Consider the following 16,429-nt stretch of genomic DNA (forward strand, 5'->3'; position numbering starts at 1 on the left):
CGTCAGATCCGGTAGCCGGAACCGGGCACGGTGACGATGACCGGCGGCTCACCGAGCTTGCGGCGCAGCGTCATGACGGTGACCCGCACGACATTGGTGAACGGATCGGTGTTCTCGTCCCACGCCTTTTCGAGGAGCTGCTCGGCCGACACGACGGCACCTTCGCTGCGCATCAGCACCTCCAGCACCGCGAACTCCTTCGGCGCGAGCTGGATCTCCTGGCCGTCGCGGAAGACCTCACGGCGGTTCGGGTCGAGCTTGATGCCGGAGCGCTCCAGGACCGGCGGCAGCGCGACGGTCGTACGGCGCCCAAGGGCCCGTACCCGCGCGGTCAGCTCGCTGAAGGCGAAGGGCTTGGGCAGATAGTCGTCGGCGCCGATCTCCAGGCCCTCCACGCGGTCGCTGACGTCACCGGAAGCGGTGAGCATCAGGACACGGGTGGGCATGCCCAGCTCGACGATCTTGCGGCAGACGTCGTCACCGTGGACCAGCGGGAGGTCACGGTCGAGCACGACGACGTCGTAGTCGTTCACCCCGATACGTTCCAGGGCGGCCGCTCCGTCGTACACGACGTCGACGGCCATGGCCTCCCGGCGCAGTCCGGTGGCCACCGCATCGGCGAGCAGCTGCTCGTCCTCGACGACGAGTACGCGCACGTCGTAATTCCTTCCGCTGACTGCCCTGGCGAGCAGGTGTATCCGATGGGCTGTGTGCAGCCATCCTGCCCCTTTCGGCCATAAACCGGCGGTAAGGCGATACGGGCGGAAGGCGACGGCCGAGGGCCATGAGTGGGGATTTCCATGATTCCTGGGCGAGTTGAGGTTTTCCTGAGGCGGGCTGTGGGGAGGACGACTGAACACCCCGCGATCACGCCCTGTATTCGGCACGCCACGTGATCGACCCACCCACCCCCGGCACACCCCCGTGCCGCCGACCCATGACGAGGGGGCGCAACCCATGGACGCTTTCACCGCAGGCCTGCTGCAGCGCATAAAGGCCACGGAATCGGACCTCACGATGGCTCGAGAGACGGGCGACGACTTCCTGGCGGAGGTGGAGCAGGCGGAGCTGGAGGACCTGCACCGCCTCGCCGCGGAGCACGGCGTAAAGGTAACCGCCGCGAGCGTGTGACCTGCCGGTCCTCGACCGTACGGAGTGCGACAGGGCCCCGGCGCCGGGGAAGGCGCCGGGGCCTTCGCGACCCCTGATCCGCCGGACAGGCCCTAGTCGTGCCAGGCGCCGAACTCCTCCAGCAGTGCCTGCAGCGGCTCGAACACCCCCGCCGGCGCGGCGATCGTCAGCTCACCCGACGGCCGCTCACCAGGTCGGCCACCCGTCACGGCCCCCGCCTCCCGCGCGATCAGGTCACCGGCCGCCAGGTCCCAGGGGCTGAGTCCCCGCTCGTAGTACCCGTCCAGCCGCCCCGCCCCCACATCGCACAGATCGATCGCCGCCGACCCGCTCCTGCGGATGTCCCGCAGCCTCGGGATCAGCCGCTGTACGACGTCCGCCTGGTGGCTGCGGACCGTGGCGACGTAGTTGAAGCCGGTGGAGACCAGCGCCTGGTCGAGCGGCGGCGCGGGCCGTACCCGCAGCGCCGTGCCGTTGGCGTACGCGCCGCCGCCGCGCACCGCCTGGTACGTCTCACCACGCATCGGCGCCTCAACGACCCCCACCACCGTCTCGCCACGCAGCTCGGCCGCGATGGACACCGCCCAAGTGGGCAGCCCGTACAGGTAATTGACCGTGCCGTCGAGCGGGGCGATCACCCACCGCACCCCGCTCGTGCCCTCGCTGCTCGCGCCCTCCTCCCCCAGGACCCCGTCATCGGGCCGGTGTTCGGCGAGGAAGCCGGTGATCAGCTTCTCGGCGGCGATGTCCATCTCGGTGACGACGTCGATGGGGCTCGACTTGGTGGCGGCCACGCCGAGATCGGCCGGCCGCCCGTCCCGCAGCAGCGCACCGGCCCGCCGTGCGGCCTCCAGGGCGAGTTCGAGCAGCTCGGAGGTGAGGGGATCGGTCACGGCTCTCCTTGTGCGTAAGGGTTACGGGTACGGACTGTCGGCGCCCGCGGCTGCGGGCTTCGGAGCCCTGGCCGGGCAGCACCCGACCGGGCAGAGGTCGTGGCTCGCGCCCAGCGCCCCCAGCGCGCACCGCTCCACCACGAGCCCCCGCTCGGCGGCCGCCCGCTCCAGCAGCAGATCGCGTACGGCGGCGGCGAAGCGCGGGTCGGCGCCGACGGTCGCGGACCGCCGCACCGGCAGACCGAGTTCGGCGGCCTTGGCGGTGGCCTCGGTGTCGAGGTCGTACAGCACCTCCATGTGGTCCGAGACGAAGCCGATCGGCACCATCACGACCGCCGGCACACCCGCGGCGTGCCGCTCCTCCAGGTGGTCGCAGATGTCCGGCTCCAGCCACGGAATGTGCGGCGCGCCGCTGCGCGACTGGTAGACGAGCTGCCAGGGATGCGCGACGCCGGTCTCCTCGCGCACGGCCTCGGCGATCACGTGGGCGACGTCCAGGTGCTCGGCGACGTACGCGCCACCGTCACCGTGCGCCTCCACCGGCCCCGACGTGTCCGCCGCCGCCGTGGGGATGGAATGCGTCGTGAAGGCGAGGTGCGCCCCCGCCCGTACGCTCTCGTCCAGCTCCGCCAGGGACGTGACGACCCCGTCGACCATGGGACGTACGAAGCCCGGATGGTTGAAGTAGTGCCGCAGCTTGTCGACGCGCGGCGGCTCGATCCCCTCGGCCTCCAGCGTGGCCAGCGCCTCGGCGAGGTTCTCGCGGTACTGGCGGCAGCCGGAGTACGAGGCGTACGCGCTCGTGGTGAGCACGGCGATACGGCGGCGGCCGTCCGCGGCCATCTCGCGCAGGGTGTCGACGAGGTACGGCGCCCAGTTGCGGTTGCCCCAGTAGACCGGCAGGCCGTCCAGACCGTGCTCGGCGAAGTCCTTGCGCAGGGCGTCGAGGAGCGAGCGGTTCTGCTCGTTGATCGGGCTGACTCCGCCGAAGAGGAAGTAGTGCTGCCCCACCTCCTTGAGCCGCTCCTTGGGGATGCCGCGGCCACGGGTGACGTTCTCCAGGAAAGGAACCACGTCGTCCGGGCCTTCGGGACCGCCGAAGGAGAGAAGCAGCAAGGCGTCGTACGGGGCTGGATCGCGCTGATCGGGCATGGGAACGATCCTGCCACTCGCGCGCGGCGGCGGAGAAACCGCAGTGCGGCACGCCGCCCGGCGGCCGTAAGATGCAAGTTCCACCTATACGCCTTACCGGAGCGCCCTCTTGCCCAGTCCCTACCGCGCGATTTTCGCCGCCCCAGGCACCAAGGCGTTCTCCGTCGCCGGTTTCTTCGGCCGGATACCGATTTCCATGATGGGAATCGGCATCGTCACCATGATCTCCGAGCTCACCGGCCGGTACGGGCTGGCGGGCGCCCTCTCGGCGACCCTCGCCATGGCGGCCGCCGTGATGGGCCCCCAGATATCGCGGTACGTCGACCGGTACGGGCAGAGCCGGGTCCTGCGCCCCGCCACCCTGGTCGCGGTCGCGGCGATCGCGGGGCTGCTGATCTGTGCCCAGCAGGGCGCGCCCGACTGGACGCTCTTCGTGTTCGCGGCGGGCGCCGGCTGCGTACCGAGTGTCGGCTCGATGGTCAGGGCCCGCTGGGCGGAGATCTACCGGGGCTCCCCGCGCGAGCTGCACACGGCGTACTCCTGGGAGTCGATCGCCGACGAGGTGTGCTTCATCTTCGGCCCGATCATCTCCATCGGGCTCTCGACCGCGTGGTTCCCCGAAGCCGGTCCGCTGCTCGCCGCCGTCTTCCTGACCATCGGCGTCTTCTGGCTGACCGCCCAGCGCGCCACCGAGCCCATCCCGCACCCGCGTCACGAGCACACCCGCGGCTCCGCGCTGAGCTCCCCCGGCCTCCAGGTGCTGGTGGCCACGTTCGTCGCCGTCGGCGCGATCTTCGGGGCGATCGACGTGGTGACGGTGGCGTTCGCGGAGGAACAGGGCCACAAGGCCGCTGCCAGCCTCGTTCTCGCCGTGTACGCGCTCGGTTCCTGCCTGGCGGGAGCCGTCTTCGGGCTGCTGCATCTCAAGGGGCGGGCATCCACCAGGTGGCTGGTGGGCGTCTGCGCGATGGCCGTGAGTATGATCCCCCTCCTACTGGCCGGGAACCTGCCGTTGCTGGCCGTGGCGCTCTTTGTCGCGGGCCTTTCCATCGCACCCACGATGGTGACCACAATGGCTCTCATCGAGCAGCACGTACCGCGCACCAAACTGACCGAGGGCATGACCTGGACAGGGACCGGGCTCGCCGTCGGCGTCGCTCTCGGTTCCTCGGCCGCAGGCTGGGTGGTCGACGCGGCGGGGGCGGACGCGGGGTACGCGGTGCCCGTCGCGGCGGGAGTTCTCGCGGCCGTCGTGGCGTTCCTGGGGTTCCGCCGGCTCCGCACGCCGGCACCGACGCGGGGAGGACACGGAACAGATGGCCGGCACATCGAGAACGGCGTCCAGGACAGCGAACACGTGGCGTAACTGGGCGGGCAACGTCACCGCCCGTCCGGTGCGGGAAGTCATGCCCGCCTCGGCCGAGGAGCTCGCCGAGGCCGTGCGCGAGGCAGCCGCGGACGGCCTGAAGGTGAAGCCGGCCGGCACGGGCCACTCCTTCACGGCGGCCGCCGTGACCGACGGTGTGCTGATACGCCCCGACCTCCTGACCGGCATCCGCCAGATCGACCGCGCGGCCGGGACCGTGACCGTGGAGGCCGGCACTCCGCTCAAGCGCCTGAACGTGGCCCTCGCTAGGGAAGGCCTGTCGCTCACGAACATGGGCGACATCATGGAGCAGACGGTGGCCGGCGCGACCAGCACCGGAACGCACGGCACGGGCCGCGACTCGGCGGCGACGGCCGCGCAGATCCTCGCGATGGAGCTGGTACTGGCCGACGGGTCGCTGCTCACCTGCTCCGACAAGGGGACCGCCGAGGAGCGAGCCGTCTTCGCGGCCGCCAGGGTCGGGATCGGCGCGCTGGGCGTCGTCACGGCGATCACCTTCGCTGTGGAGCCCCTTTTCCTGCTGACGGCCCGCGAAGAGCCGATGAGCTTCGACCGGGTCACAGCCGGCTTCGACGCACTGCACGCCGAGAACGAGCACTTCGAGTTCTACTGGTTCCCGCACACCGGCAACTGCAACACCAAGCGCAACAACCGCAGCGCGGGCCCCGCCGCCCCGCCCGGCCGGGTCAGCGCCTGGGTCGAGGACGAGCTCCTGTCCAACGGTGTCTTCCAGGTGGCCTGTTCGGTGGGCCGGGCCTTCCCCGCGGCAGTCCCCGCGATCGCCAAGGTGTCCAGCCGCGCGCTCTCCGCTCGTACGTACACGGACATCCCCTACAAGGTCTTCACAAGCCCGCGCCGGGTGCGCTTCATGGAGATGGAGTACGCCGTTCCGCGCGAGGCGGCGGTGACGGCGCTGCGTGAGGTGAAGGCACTGATCGAGCGCTCGCCGTTGCGCGTCAGCTTCCCGGTGGAGGTACGCACGGCTCCGGCGGACGACATCACGCTCTCCACGGCGTCCGGCAGGGACACGGCGTACATCGCGGTGCACCTGTACCGGGGGACGCCGTACCAGGCGTACTTCACCGCGGTGGAGCGGATCATGATCGCGCACGGCGGCCGGCCGCACTGGGGCAAGGTGCACACGCGCGACGCGGAGTATCTGGCCGGGGTGTACCCGCGCTTCGCCGAGTTCACGGCGCTGCGCGACCGGCTGGACCCGCAGCGCCTCTTCGCCAACGACTATCTGCGACGGGTCCTCGGCGAGTAGGCGGCCGTTGGGCAACCCGTCACGGCCTACGGCGCAGGGGTTTCGCCCCGCGCGCCGCTGTCCGCCGCGTCGGCGTCGCCCGTCGCGGGGGCCTCACCGGTGCCGGTGCCGGTGTCGCTGCTGGTACTGCCGGACGGCGTCGGGGTGGGGGCCGGCGGGGTCGTCTCGCCGGTTGAGCCGCCGTCCGTCGTGGGTGGCGTCCTGCCGGGGCCGGGCGAGGCGTCGGTATCTCCGGTGCCCGTGCCGGGGGTAGCGGAGTCCTCGCCGGCGGTCCCGGTACCGCCCGGCGTCGCTGAGCCGCCGTCAGAGGGTTCCGCGGGCGGCGGTGTCCGCGCCGGCGGGGTCTTCTCCCGGTGCTGGTCGCTTCCGCTTCCGCTGCCGCTGCCGCGGAAGACGTTGCCGACCGTACTGCCCCTGCCGCCACTGAGGTCGCCGCCCGAGAGCAGCTCGTACGCCGTGAGCCTCCCATGGCCACGACGAAGACGACGACGGCCGCGATGGCGGAGCGCTTCCAGCCCCGCACCCGCGTGCCGTGAGTGGTGGCCTCGCCGAACTCCCCGTTCGACAGGTCCGCCGGCACCGTGACGGTACGCGGCACCCGACTCTCCGTCACCTGACGGGACGCCGCCTTCGGCTTCGCGTGCACCGTGACCTCACGGATCTGCTCCCCGGTGCGCCGGAACAGATGCTGGAAGACCGTGCCGCCGCTGGTCGCGACGACGCTGACCACTCCCGCGCCGATGATCGTCCCGTACACGCCGAGCTTGGACGCCAGCACCGCCGCCACGACCGCGGCCACCGCGCTGCCCGCCACCTGAGCCACGCTCAGATCGAGTCGCGCGCTCTTCGGTTCCGCCCTGTCGGTTTCCCGCTTCCCGTCCATGCTCGGCCTCTGCCTACCCATCTCACCCATCTGGCCCATCTGTTCCACCCCGCAACATGAAGGGACATTTGGGCGAAGTGGATAGTTCCGCTTCCGCTGATTCTGTGAAACAGGCCACGTGAGAGTGGTTGCGGCAGCGATCCGGCGGACTCAACTCCCGTACCCCACGAGAACTTCGGTGGCGCGCCGGTCCACCCCCATGGCCCGAATGGAGTACTGTGGCGAGCCCTGGGTCCGGGCTTCACCACGGGCGCCCGCCGCTCAAAGTGACGTGGCGGTCACTATGAGTGGCGAAACGGTAACCGTGCCATAACGGCGATCCTGGGCTGATGCCCGACACACCGGGCAACTGGGCAAGGTTGTGGCAGGCTGCACCCGGGCAGGCCACACTCGACTAGCGGAAGCAGCGACGCACGTGACGTCGGCAGGCACCACCCGGGAGGTTCCCATGCCCGAACTGCGTGTCGTGGCCGTCTCGAATGACGGCACACGACTGGTGCTGAAGGCTGCTGACAGCACGGAGTACACGCTTCCGATCGATGAGCGGCTGCGTGCCGCGGTGCGCAACGACCGCGCCCGTCTCGGCCAGATCGAGATCGAGGTGGAGAGCCACCTCCGCCCTCGCGACATCCAGGCCCGTATACGCGCCGGAGCCTCCGCCGAGGAGGTCGCTCAGCATGCCGGCATCCCCGTCGACCGGGTCCGCCGCTTCGAAGGACCCGTGCTGGCCGAGCGCGCCTTCATGGCCGAGCGCGCCAGAAAGACGCCCGTACGCCGCCCCGGTGAGAACACCGGAACCGGACCCCAGCTCGGCGAGGCGGTGCAGGAGCGGCTGCTGCTGCGCGGCGCCGACAAGGAGACCGTGCTGTGGGACTCCTGGCGGCGCGACGACGGCACGTGGGAAGTGCTGCTGGTCTACCGCGTGGCGGGCGAGCCCCACTCCGCGAGCTGGACGTACGACCCGCCCCGCCGGCTCGTACAGGCCGTGGACGACGAGGCGCGGGCGCTGATCGGCGAGACGGACGACACGTCCCTTGCGGCCGCGCCCGAGCCGAGCTTCCCGTTCGTACCGCGGATCGCGCGGCTGCCGCGGGACCGGCCGCTGGACCGCGCGCTCGACCGGCAGATGGAGCGGCCCGGCGCACCGCCGCCCGCGCCGGATCCCGAGGAGGGCACCGGCAACGAGCGTGATTCGCTGACCAGCCTGCTGGAGGCGGTGCCGAGCTTCCGTGGCGACATGGTCGTGCCCGAGCGGCCCGCGCCGACCGAGCCGCCGACGACCGAACCCGCGTCGGCGGAGGAGCCGGAGGCCGAGGAGCCCGCGGCGTCCGCCGCCTCCGGAGCCGGTGCGGCGTACGCCGATGTGCTCATGCCGCGCGCCGTCGCAGGTCACCGCGACCGGCTCACCGGCACGACGGACCGCCAGGCCGAGGCCGACGGGGTCCGTCCCGGACGGCGGGCGGCCGTACCGAGCTGGGACGAGATCGTCTTCGGTACGCGCCGCAAGAAGCAGGAGTAGACGCTTTGCGCGCAGGGGCCCGTACGGATGGCGTACGGGCCCCTCGGCATGCCGAGTTGTCGGAGATACCCGGATTGTCGGAGTTATCGGGGGTCGGCTCCGGTGGCCACGGGACGGGACTCGTCGGCGGACCACTCGGACCACGACCCCACGTACAGCGCCGCCGGGATGCCCGCGACCTCCAGGGCCAGCACCTGCTGGGCCGCGGAGACACCGGATCCGCAGTAGACGCCGACCGGCCGGTCCTCACCGGCGCCGAGCGACTTGAAGCGGGCGGCCAGTTCGGGCGCCGGGAGCAGGCGGCCGTCGGGGCCGACGTTCTCCATGGTGGGAGCCGAGACCGCGCCGGGGATGTGGCCGGCGACCCGGTCGATCGGCTCCACCTCGCCCCGGTACCGCTCGCCCGCCCGCGCGTCGAGCAGCAGCCCGGTGCGGGCCAGTTCGGCGGCGCCGTCGGCGTCGAGGAGCGGTACGGCGCCCGGGACCGGCTGAAAATCGCCGGTTGCCGGCGCCGGGACGTCGGACTCGACCGGGCCGCTCCACACCGCGAGACCGCCGTCCAGGACCCGTACGGCGGGGTGGCCCGTCCAGCGCAGCATCCACCAGGCCCGCGCCGCCGCCCAGCCCTGTCCGCCGTCGTACACGACGACCGGGGTGTCGTGACAGACGCCCGCGCGGCGCATGACGGCGCCGAAGGCCTCGACGTCGGGGAGCGGGTGGCGGCCGCCGGAGCCCGGCGGACCGGCGAGTTCCGCTTCGAGGTCCACGAAGACGGCGCCGGGGATGTGACCCGCCTCGTAGGCGGCGCGGCCGTGCGGTCCGCCCATCTGGTAGCGGACGTCCAGGAGGACCGGCGGCCGGTCCCCCGTCAGCTCGTCGGCGAGTTCGGCTGCGCTGATGATGGCATTCATACGAGCCATCCTCGCGCAGCCCGCAGTGCGACCGACACCGTACGGCCACCGGGGTCGAAACGGGTGGGGAATGCCAAATCGGGCATTCTCCTGCGGGAACCCCAGAGAAAGCGGCGCGGCCGGGACGCGCGGCACGACAGGTGGTGCAAGCATCTGCACGGGCGCGCCCCTTCACGGCTTCACAGCCTCGCAACGGGGCCGCCCGTTCCCGCACGACCACCACGATGGTCCGAGGAGAGAGTGACGATGACCGAGGCAGCGACCCGGCGGCGAACGCCAGGTGCGCCCTGCTGGGTGAGCCTGATGGTGCACGGCCTGGCCACCACCCAGGAATTCTACGGAGCGCTGTTCGGCTGGGAGTTCCGGCCGGGACCGCAGCAGCTCGGCCCGTACGTACGGGCGATGCTCGACGGCAAGGAGATCGCCGGCATCGGACAACTGCCGCCCGACCGGCATCTGCCCATCGCCTGGACGCCGTACCTGGCCACCGATGACGCCGATGTCACCGCCGAGTCGATCAGGAGCCACGGCGGCACCGTCGGGGTCGGCCCGCTCGACGCGGGCGACGCCGGCCGGATGGCGATCGGCTCCGACCCGTCGGGCGCGGTCTTCGGCGTCTGGCAGGCCGCGGCCCATCTCGGCACGGCGCTCGCCGGCACCCACGGCACCCCGGTCTGGAACGAGCTGCTGACGCGCGAGACATCGACGGTCGGCAAGTTCTACGCGGCTGTCTTCGGCTATGAGGTTGAACCCGGCGCCTCGGCCGACTTCGACCAGTTGACGCTGCGCCTCGACGGCCGCCCGGTGGCCTCGGTGCGGGGCGTGGGCCAGGCTCTGCCACGCGACAGGGGGGCGCACTGGATGACGTACTTCGAGGTGGCGGACACCGATGAGTCGGCCCGGCTGGTGCGGGAGCTCGGCGGGCAGGTGCTGCGGCCGCCCCACGACGCCGCCACCGGCAGGACGGCGGCCGTCTGCGACCCGGAGGGCGCGGTGTTCACGCTCGTGACGACGGCGAGCGGCTGACGGAGTCGGCGGGGGAGGACGGGTCGACGGGCAGCACGTCGGGCGAAAGGGCCGCGGCGTGCGCGGCCGCGGCCGTCATCCGGCGCCGGTGGTGGCGGCGGCACAGCACCTCGTAACCGACCTCGTCCGGCGACTGGTTGACGTCGCCGACGACGACCTGGGCGCCCTCGACGACCATTTCGCCGCCTATCGTGCGGGCGTTGTGCGTGGCGCGCGCGCCGCACCAGCACAGCGCCTCCACCTGAAGCACCTCGACCCGGTCGGCGAGTTCGACCAGGCGCTGCGAGCCGGGAAAGAGCTTGGAGCGGAAGTCGGTGGTGATACCGAAGGCGAAGACGTCGAGTTCCAGGTCGTCGACGACGCGGGCGAGCTGGTCTATCTGCTCGCCCGCGAGGAACTGCGCCTCGTCCACGATCACGTAGTCGGCGCGGTTGCCCTGGGAGAGGTGGGCGACGAGGTACGCGTAGAAGTCGAAGCCCTCGGCGGCCTCGACGGCGTCGGTGACCAGGCCGAGGCGGGAGGAGAGCTTGCCCTCGCCGGCCCGGTCGTTGCGCGTGAAGATCATGCCCTGGAGGCCGCGGGTCGACCGGTTGTGCTCGATCTGAAGAGCGAGGGTGCTCTTTCCGCAGTCCATCGTTCCGGAGAAGAACACCAGCTCGGGCATGAGAGGTTGAGGACCTTTCGGTTCGGTGCGGGGGCGGCGTGCGGTGCCGGGGTTACGAGCGGACTTCGAGGAGCGGGACCAGCTGCTCGGCGGCCGTCATGGACCCGTGCATGCCCACCATCTCGGACTCGTGCGGCTCCCGGCGCGACGCGGTGACCACGACGTCGTCGCAGGCCGCGGCGACGACGTCACCGATGCGTCCGTACACCCGCTCGTCGACCACCGGGCCGAACCAGCCGGCGGCGATCGCCTCGTCCCTGCTCGCCACCCAGAACTGCTCGCCGAGCACCTCGCGCCAGACGGTGAGTACGTCGGCCTCCGCGCCCGGGACGGCGTACACGTGACGGGCGCGGCCCTCGCCGCCCAGCAGGGCGACGCCGGCGCTCAGTTCCCAGTCCTCGTCGAAGTCGATGCGCGACTCCTCGTCGAAGGGGATGTCGATCATGCCGTGGTCGGCGGTGATGTAGAGCGCCGCGCGGGGCGGCAACTGCTCGGCGAGGCGCTGGGCGAGCCGGTCGACGTACATCAGCTGGCCACGCCAGGCGTCGGAGTCCATGCCGAAGCGGTGACCCTTGCCGTCTACCTCGCTGTAGTACGTGTAGACGAGTGAGCGGTCGCCTGCGGCCAGTTCGGCGGCGGCCAGGTCCATCCGTTCCTCGCCGGTGAGCTTGCCGCGGAACGTGCCGCCGCTCAGCGCGATCTTGGTGAGCGGGGTGTGCTGGAAGTCCGGCGAGGACACCTGCGCGGTGTGCACGCCCGCGGCGTCCGCGAGCTGGAAGACCGTGGGGTACGGCTGCCAGAGGTGCGGGTCGGTCCACGGCTTCCAGCGCAGCTGGTTCATCAGCGCGCCGGTGTCGGGGTCTCTGACGGTGTAGCCGGGCAGGCCGTGCGCGCCGGGCGGCAGGCCGGTGCCGACGGAGGCGAGCGAGGTCGCGGTGGTGGCGGGGAAGCCCGCCGTGAGCGGGCGGCCGGTGCCGCCGCGCGAGCTGCCGAGGAGGGAGTGGAGGTAGGGGGCCTCTTCGGGGTGCGCCTTGATCTGCTCCCAGCCGAGACCGTCTATCAGGAACACGCAGTTCCGGTCGGCGGGCGTCAGCTCGGGGATCGTGGCGGTCGTGCCGGGTACGTCCATACCCGCCGCCAGGGTCGGCAGCAGGTCGGCGAGGGAGCCGGCGCCGTACTCGGGGACGGGCGCAGTGTCCAGGGCGAGCGGAACCGGGTCGGACCAGGCGGGCTGCGCCATCAGCGGTCGGCCGCGGCGGTCGCTTCGGAGAGCGCCTGGGCGAACGCGAGGGTCTGGCGGACGGTGTCCGGACCGTCGCCGGCCTCGCTGACGCGCAGGCTCAGGTCGTCGGCGGTGGTGTTGCCCGTGTAGCCGTGGTCGGCCTCGCAGTTGGGGTCGCCGCAGGCGGCGGGCTCCAGGTCGATGCGGGATACGGCGCCCCAGCCGATGGTCAGGACGACCTCGCGGGGCAGCGTGCCCGGTACGTACTTCTCCGGGTTGGCGACGACGCGGCTGACCACGACGGACGAGATCCGGTCCAGCTTGACCGACTCGGTGGAGGTGGTGGCGTACGGCGCCGGGGAGGTGGTGTCGGCGGCCTGCTCGTCGGTGTGGCTGACGATGAAGCGGTTGCCGGTCAGGACGAGGACCGTGACGTGCCGGCGGACCTCGTTGGAGTCGAAGGTCGTCTCCTGGTGCACCAAGTATGAGGAGACCGGCTCGCCGCCTACAGCGGCCTCCACCGCTTCGGCCACAAGGGCCGGGTAGTAGCCGCTGCGCTCGATCGCCGCGCGCAGCCCCTGGGTCGTCGTACCGGTCTTCGCCATGCCCTCCATCCTACGGGGCGCGGGAGGCCGCGATGCCGGGCCTGTGGACGGCTCAGTAGCGGCTCAATAGCTCGGCAGGCGGCGGGGGCCGAGGTCGTCGCGGGCGGGCGGGGGTGCGAGACGTACGGTCGCGCCGAGTACGGACAGGCCGTGCGGGGCGACGACCACGGGTTCCAGGGCGACCGCGACGACTTCCGGGTGGTCGTCGACGAGTCGTGAGACGCGCAGCAGGAGCTCTTCGAGTGCGGCGGTGTCGACCGGGTCGGAGCCGCGCCAGCCGAAGAGGAGGGGCGCGGTCCGGATCGACCTGATGAGTTCGGCGGCGTCCCGGTCGGTGGCCGGAACCAGCCGGTGCGCGATGTCCCCGAGCAGCTCGGACGCGGCTCCGGCCAGCCCGAAGGAGAGCACGGCGCCGGCGGCGGCGTCGATGGAGGCCTTGACGACGGTGTCGACGCCGCGCGGAGCCATGGCCTGGACGACGAGCTGAAGCTCTTCCGGCTTGCCGAGGGCGTCGGTCAATTCGCGGTACGCCCGCCGCAGTTCCGTCTCGTCGGCCAGATCGAGGCGTACGGCGCCGAGGTCGGGGCGGTGGCGCAGGTGCGGGGCGGTGGTCTTGAGCGCGACGGGGTAACCGAGCCGGCCGGCGGCTTCGACGGCGGCGTCGGGCCGGGGCGCGGGCAGGGTGGGCCGTACGTCGATCCCGTACCGCCCGAGGAGCTCGCGGACGGCGTCGCCGGTCAAGGGCACGGACCGGGGCCCGACACGCCCCCTTCCCTCACCCTCACCCAGCAGCGCGCGGATCTGGCCGGCGGCCCCGGCCTCGTCGATGTCGTCGTACTCGGGCACCCGTCCGGGCTCGGCGGCCTGCCGGCGCCACTGCGCGTACTTGACCGCCTCAGCGAGGGCGCGAACGGCGCGCTCGGCGGCGGGGTAGGCGGGGATACGCCGCCCGGCGTCACCGGCTCCGCCACCCTCCGGCTGCGACTCGGCTCCGGGCTGCGGGCTCCCTGGACCGCCTCTTTCCCCTACCCGCCCCTCCCCGAAACCGGGGGCAAGCCCCCGGCCCCCCGGACGCCCTCCGGGCATGTCCTCAAACGCCGGACGGGCTTGATTACGCCGACCAGCGTCCGGATACGGCGCCGCAGCCACATCCCGCCCCACGGGCACATCCGCCCCGACGGACACGTCCCGACTCACGGACACATCCGGCCCCACGGGCACACCCCGGCCTGCGGACACCTCCCGCTCCACGGGCACGTCCGGGCCCGCGGACGTGCCCCGACCCGCGGACACATCCCGGCCCGCAGGCATATCCGGCCCCGCGGACGTGTCCCGACCCGCGGACACATCCCGGCCTGCGGGCGCATCCGGACCCACGGGCGCATCCCGCCCCGCGGACACCTCCGGGCCCACGGGCACCTGCCGACCTGCGGGCGCATCCGGACCCACGGGCCTGTCCGGCCCCAGGGGCACATCCCGCCCCGTGGGCACATCCCAGCCCGCGCTCCGACCTCGTCCCGCGGCCGAATCCAGCCCGTCCGGCGTTTGAGGACCGGGGTCCGGGGCAGCGCCCCGGTTCGGGAAGGGGCGGGTAGGGGAAGAGCTCCGCGCAGCGTCCCCCCGGCCACGCTCCCCCGGCGCCGGGTGCGCGTCCGGGTGCGCGTCCGGGCCCAGGTCCGGGGCCGCGTCCAGGCCTGGGCCCAGGTCCTGGCCTAGGACGGGGGACCCCGGTTCGGGGCCCTGGGCCGGGGCGGCCGAGGGCGGCGGCGGGGGCGAAGGGCGGGCCGTGTTTGTCGCTGCGGCTAGGGCGTCGGCCAGCGCGCCCATCTCCACGTGCACGACCGCCACCGGCTTCGCCGGCCCCGCCGCCGCCCCCTCCCGCAGCGCCGCCGCCAAAACCTCCCCGTCGCCAGATTCCGTCGCTCCGCTCTCGCCGACCCACGGGATCGCCGTGACCACGACCGCGTCGCACGCCCCGTCCCGCAGCGCCTCGGCCAGCGCCGCACGGAAGTCGGCCGGTGTCGCGGCCGTCGTCAGGTCGAGCGGCGGCAGCGGGCGAAGGCCCTGCGCCAGGCAGGCGTCGTACGTCAGGAGGCCCAGGGACTCGGAGTTGCCGAGGATCGCGACCCGCGGCCCGGCGGGCAGGGGCTGGCCCGCCAGCAGCAGCCCCGCGTCGACGAGCTCGGTGACGGTGTCGACGCGGATCACCCCCGCCTGCCGCAGCAGCGCGGACACCGTCGCGTCGGGAATGCGCGTGGCGGGCACCGCGTGCCCCGGCGGCGTACTCCCGCTGTGGCGCGCGCCCTTCACCACCACGACCGGCTTCTCCGCCGCCGTACGCCGGGCGAGGCGCGTGAACTTGCGCGGGTTGCCGATCGACTCCAGGTAGAGGAGGACGACATCGGTGTCGGGATCGTCGTACCAGTACTGGAGGAAGTCGTTCCCCGAGACGTCCGCCCTGTTGCCGGACGAGATGAAAGAGGACAGCCCGGCCCCCCGCCGGTACAGCCCCGACAGCAGCGCGATCCCGATCGCGCCCGACTGCGTGAAGAGGCCGATGCGGCCCCGCGCCGGCGGCTCCGGCGCGAGGGAGGCGTTGAGGCGTACGGCCTCCGACGTGTTGATGACGCCGAAGGCGTTCGGGCCGATGATGCGCATACCGTACGAGCGCGCCTGCCGCACCAGTTCACGCTGGAGCGCCCGCCCCTCGGCCCCGCTCTCGGCGTATCCGGCGGAGAGGACGACCAGCCCCTGGACGCCGCTCTCGCCGCAGTCCGCGACCACCTCCGGGACCCGTTCGGCCGGTACGGCCACGACCGCGAGGTCGACCGCCTCGCCGATCCCGGCGACGGAGCGGTGCGCGGGCACGCCGTCGATCTCGGTCAGGTCCTCGGGGAAGGCCCGGTTCACGGCGTACGTACGCCCGGTGAATCCGGCGGCGAGCAGATTGCGCAGGACCGTACGCCCCACCCCGCCCGGCGCGCGCCCCGCCCCGACGACCGCGACCGAGCCGGGGCCGAGCAGGCGCTGCACGGAGCGGGACTCGGCGCGGTGCTCGCGGGCGCGCTGTACGGCGACGGAGCGGTCGGTCGGCTCCAGGTCGAATTCGAGGTGGACGACGCCGTCCTCGAAGCTGCGCTTCTGGGTGTAGCCCGCGTCCGTGAAGACCTTGATCATCTTGGTGTTGGCGGGCAGCACTTCCGCCACGAAGCGCCGGATGCCGCGCTCCCGCGCGACCGCGCCGATGTGTTCGAGGAGGGCGGAGGCGACGCCGCGTCCCTGGTGTGCGTCCTGGACCAGGAAGGCGACCTCGGCCAGGTCCGCGCCGGGGCCGGACGAGGGGCGCCCCTGGGCGTTGATACGGTCGTACCGGACGGTGGCGATGAACTCGCCGCCGACCGTGGCGGCCAGACCCACGCGGTCCACGAAGTCGTGGTGGGTGAAGCGGTGGACATCCTTGGCGGAGAGTCGTGGGTACGGCGCGAAGAAGCGGTAGTACTTCGACTCGTCCGAGACCTGCTCGTAGAAGCTGACCAGGCGCTGCGCGTCGTCGGCGGTGATGGGGCGGATGCGCGCCGTGCCTCCGTCGCGCAGCACCACGTCGGCTTCCCAATGCGCCGGGTACGCGTGGTGCCCGTTCTGATCCGGCGGGACCTGCTCCAGCGGAGGCTGCATGACGAAAGCCTACGGGTCGCGGGCCCGCTCAGGGCAAGGCAGGCTGAGGCGGCGGCGCGGGGCCGGCGCAGGGTCGGCGGCCGGCGGCTCCACG

General features: G+C 72.4%; 14 protein-coding genes and 1 pseudogene. 6 read left to right on the forward strand and 9 right to left on the reverse strand.

Translation table 11 applies throughout. The annotated features are described in order from the left end of the window. Window positions 1-2: 2 nt before the first annotated feature. On the reverse strand, window positions 3-656 hold the full coding sequence (locus tag G412_RS0123020; RefSeq protein ID WP_028814147.1) for a response regulator transcription factor: 654 nt from the start codon (window positions 654-656) through the stop codon (window positions 3-5). A 301-nt stretch (window positions 657-957) separates the two neighbouring features. On the opposite strand from G412_RS0123020, the gene G412_RS40280 reads away from it, so the two are divergent. Further along, window positions 958-1,131 (forward strand): hypothetical protein, encoded by a 174-nt coding sequence (locus G412_RS40280; protein WP_167546483.1) that lies wholly within the window; start codon window positions 958-960, stop codon window positions 1,129-1,131. Window positions 1,132-1,223: 92 nt separating this feature from the next. On the opposite strand, the gene G412_RS0123030 is transcribed toward G412_RS40280, so the two are convergent. Then, the gene (locus G412_RS0123030) at window positions 1,224-2,024 is read right to left on the reverse strand and encodes an inositol monophosphatase family protein (protein WP_028814148.1); all 801 of its coding nucleotides are present in this window, start codon (window positions 2,022-2,024) and stop codon (window positions 1,224-1,226) included. Window positions 2,025-2,045: 21 nt separating this feature from the next. Further along, window positions 2,046-3,176: a ferrochelatase gene (locus G412_RS0123035; protein ID WP_028814149.1), complete on the reverse strand. Its 1,131-nt coding sequence runs from the start codon at window positions 3,174-3,176 to the stop codon at window positions 2,046-2,048. A 109-nt stretch (window positions 3,177-3,285) separates the two neighbouring features. Between G412_RS0123035 and G412_RS0123040 the strand changes: the two genes are divergently transcribed. Together G412_RS0123040 and G412_RS0123045 are read left to right on the forward strand one after the other, a co-directional pair. Beyond that, window positions 3,286-4,542 carry an MFS transporter gene (locus G412_RS0123040; RefSeq protein ID WP_028814150.1) on the forward strand — a complete coding sequence of 419 codons (1,257 nt, stop codon included), beginning with the start codon at window positions 3,286-3,288 and terminating at the stop codon, window positions 4,540-4,542. Further along, entirely contained in the window at window positions 4,493-5,830 is a 1,338-nt protein-coding gene (locus G412_RS0123045; RefSeq protein ID WP_028814151.1) for a D-arabinono-1,4-lactone oxidase, read from the forward strand. Before G412_RS0123040 ends, G412_RS0123045 begins: the two co-directional genes overlap by 50 nt. A 26-nt stretch (window positions 5,831-5,856) precedes the next feature. Here G412_RS0123045 and G412_RS41095 read toward each other — a convergent pair. Then, a pseudogene (locus tag G412_RS41095) lies at window positions 5,857-6,572 on the reverse strand (hypothetical protein). On the opposite strand from G412_RS41095, the gene G412_RS39790 reads away from it, so the two are divergent. Further along, a complete protein-coding gene (locus G412_RS39790; RefSeq protein WP_157839151.1) occupies window positions 6,502-6,648 on the forward strand; it encodes a hypothetical protein in 147 nt (48 codons plus the stop codon). The pseudogene G412_RS41095 and the gene G412_RS39790 sit on opposite strands and share 71 nt — an antisense overlap. A 513-nt stretch (window positions 6,649-7,161) precedes the next feature. Next, window positions 7,162-8,232, forward strand: coding sequence for a septation protein SepH (gene sepH, locus G412_RS0123055; protein WP_028814152.1), 1,071 nt, complete (start codon window positions 7,162-7,164; stop codon window positions 8,230-8,232). 83 nt (window positions 8,233-8,315) lie between these two features. On the opposite strand, the gene G412_RS0123060 is transcribed toward sepH, so the two are convergent. Next, entirely contained in the window at window positions 8,316-9,143 is an 828-nt protein-coding gene (locus tag G412_RS0123060; protein ID WP_028814153.1) for a sulfurtransferase, read from the reverse strand. Between the two features lie 246 nt (window positions 9,144-9,389). Between G412_RS0123060 and G412_RS0123065 the strand changes: the two genes are divergently transcribed. Next, window positions 9,390-10,169, forward strand: coding sequence for a VOC family protein (locus tag G412_RS0123065; RefSeq protein WP_078607271.1), 780 nt, complete (start codon window positions 9,390-9,392; stop codon window positions 10,167-10,169). Here the strand turns inward: G412_RS0123065 and G412_RS35630 are convergent. The 4 genes from G412_RS35630 to G412_RS35635 all read right to left on the reverse strand — a co-directional run bounded on the left by G412_RS35630 (window position 10,141) and on the right by G412_RS35635 (window position 16,335). Then, entirely contained in the window at window positions 10,141-10,833 is a 693-nt protein-coding gene (locus G412_RS35630) for a thymidine kinase (protein WP_051338552.1), read from the reverse strand. The two genes, G412_RS0123065 and G412_RS35630, sit on opposite strands and share 29 nt — an antisense overlap. Before the next feature lie 52 nt (window positions 10,834-10,885). Further along, window positions 10,886-12,073 carry an alkaline phosphatase family protein gene (locus G412_RS0123075; RefSeq protein WP_028814155.1) on the reverse strand — a complete coding sequence of 396 codons (1,188 nt, stop codon included), beginning with the start codon at window positions 12,071-12,073 and terminating at the stop codon, window positions 10,886-10,888. After that, the gene (locus tag G412_RS0123080) at window positions 12,073-12,660 is read right to left on the reverse strand and encodes a DUF5998 family protein (RefSeq protein WP_028814156.1); all 588 of its coding nucleotides are present in this window, start codon (window positions 12,658-12,660) and stop codon (window positions 12,073-12,075) included. The genes G412_RS0123075 and G412_RS0123080 overlap by 1 nt, the downstream gene beginning before the upstream one ends. Before the next feature lie 63 nt (window positions 12,661-12,723). Then, window positions 12,724-16,335 (reverse strand): GNAT family N-acetyltransferase, encoded by a 3,612-nt coding sequence (locus G412_RS35635; RefSeq protein WP_051338553.1) that lies wholly within the window; start codon window positions 16,333-16,335, stop codon window positions 12,724-12,726. Between the last annotated feature and the right edge of the window lie 94 nt (window positions 16,336-16,429).

The sequence above is a fragment of the Streptomyces flavidovirens DSM 40150 genome, assembly GCF_000429085.1.
GTDB classification, from domain to species: Bacteria; Actinomycetota; Actinomycetes; order Streptomycetales; family Streptomycetaceae; genus Streptomyces; species Streptomyces flavidovirens.

Bases quoted from the DNA above. Each gene is read 5' to 3' on its own strand.
- G412_RS0123035 (WP_028814149.1), bottom strand. From the start codon at position 3,176: ATGCCCGATCAGCGCGATCCAGCCCCGTACGACGCCTTGCTGCTTCTC.
- G412_RS0123060 (WP_028814153.1), bottom strand. From the start codon at position 9,143: ATGAATGCCATCATCAGCGCAGCCGAACTCGCCGACGAGCTGACGGGG.
- G412_RS0123080 (WP_028814156.1), bottom strand. From the start codon at position 12,660: ATGGCGAAGACCGGTACGACGACCCAGGGGCTGCGCGCGGCGATCGAG.
- G412_RS0123045 (WP_028814151.1), top strand. From the start codon at position 4,493: ATGGCCGGCACATCGAGAACGGCGTCCAGGACAGCGAACACGTGGCGT.
- G412_RS35630 (WP_051338552.1), bottom strand. From the start codon at position 10,833: ATGCCCGAGCTGGTGTTCTTCTCCGGAACGATGGACTGCGGAAAGAGC.
- G412_RS0123075 (WP_028814155.1), bottom strand. From the start codon at position 12,073: ATGGCGCAGCCCGCCTGGTCCGACCCGGTTCCGCTCGCCCTGGACACT.
- G412_RS40280 (WP_167546483.1), top strand. From the start codon at position 958: ATGGACGCTTTCACCGCAGGCCTGCTGCAGCGCATAAAGGCCACGGAA.
- sepH (WP_028814152.1), top strand. From the start codon at position 7,162: ATGCCCGAACTGCGTGTCGTGGCCGTCTCGAATGACGGCACACGACTG.
- G412_RS35635 (WP_051338553.1), bottom strand. From the start codon at position 16,335: ATGCAGCCTCCGCTGGAGCAGGTCCCGCCGGATCAGAACGGGCACCAC.
- G412_RS0123065 (WP_078607271.1), top strand. From the start codon at position 9,390: ATGACCGAGGCAGCGACCCGGCGGCGAACGCCAGGTGCGCCCTGCTGG.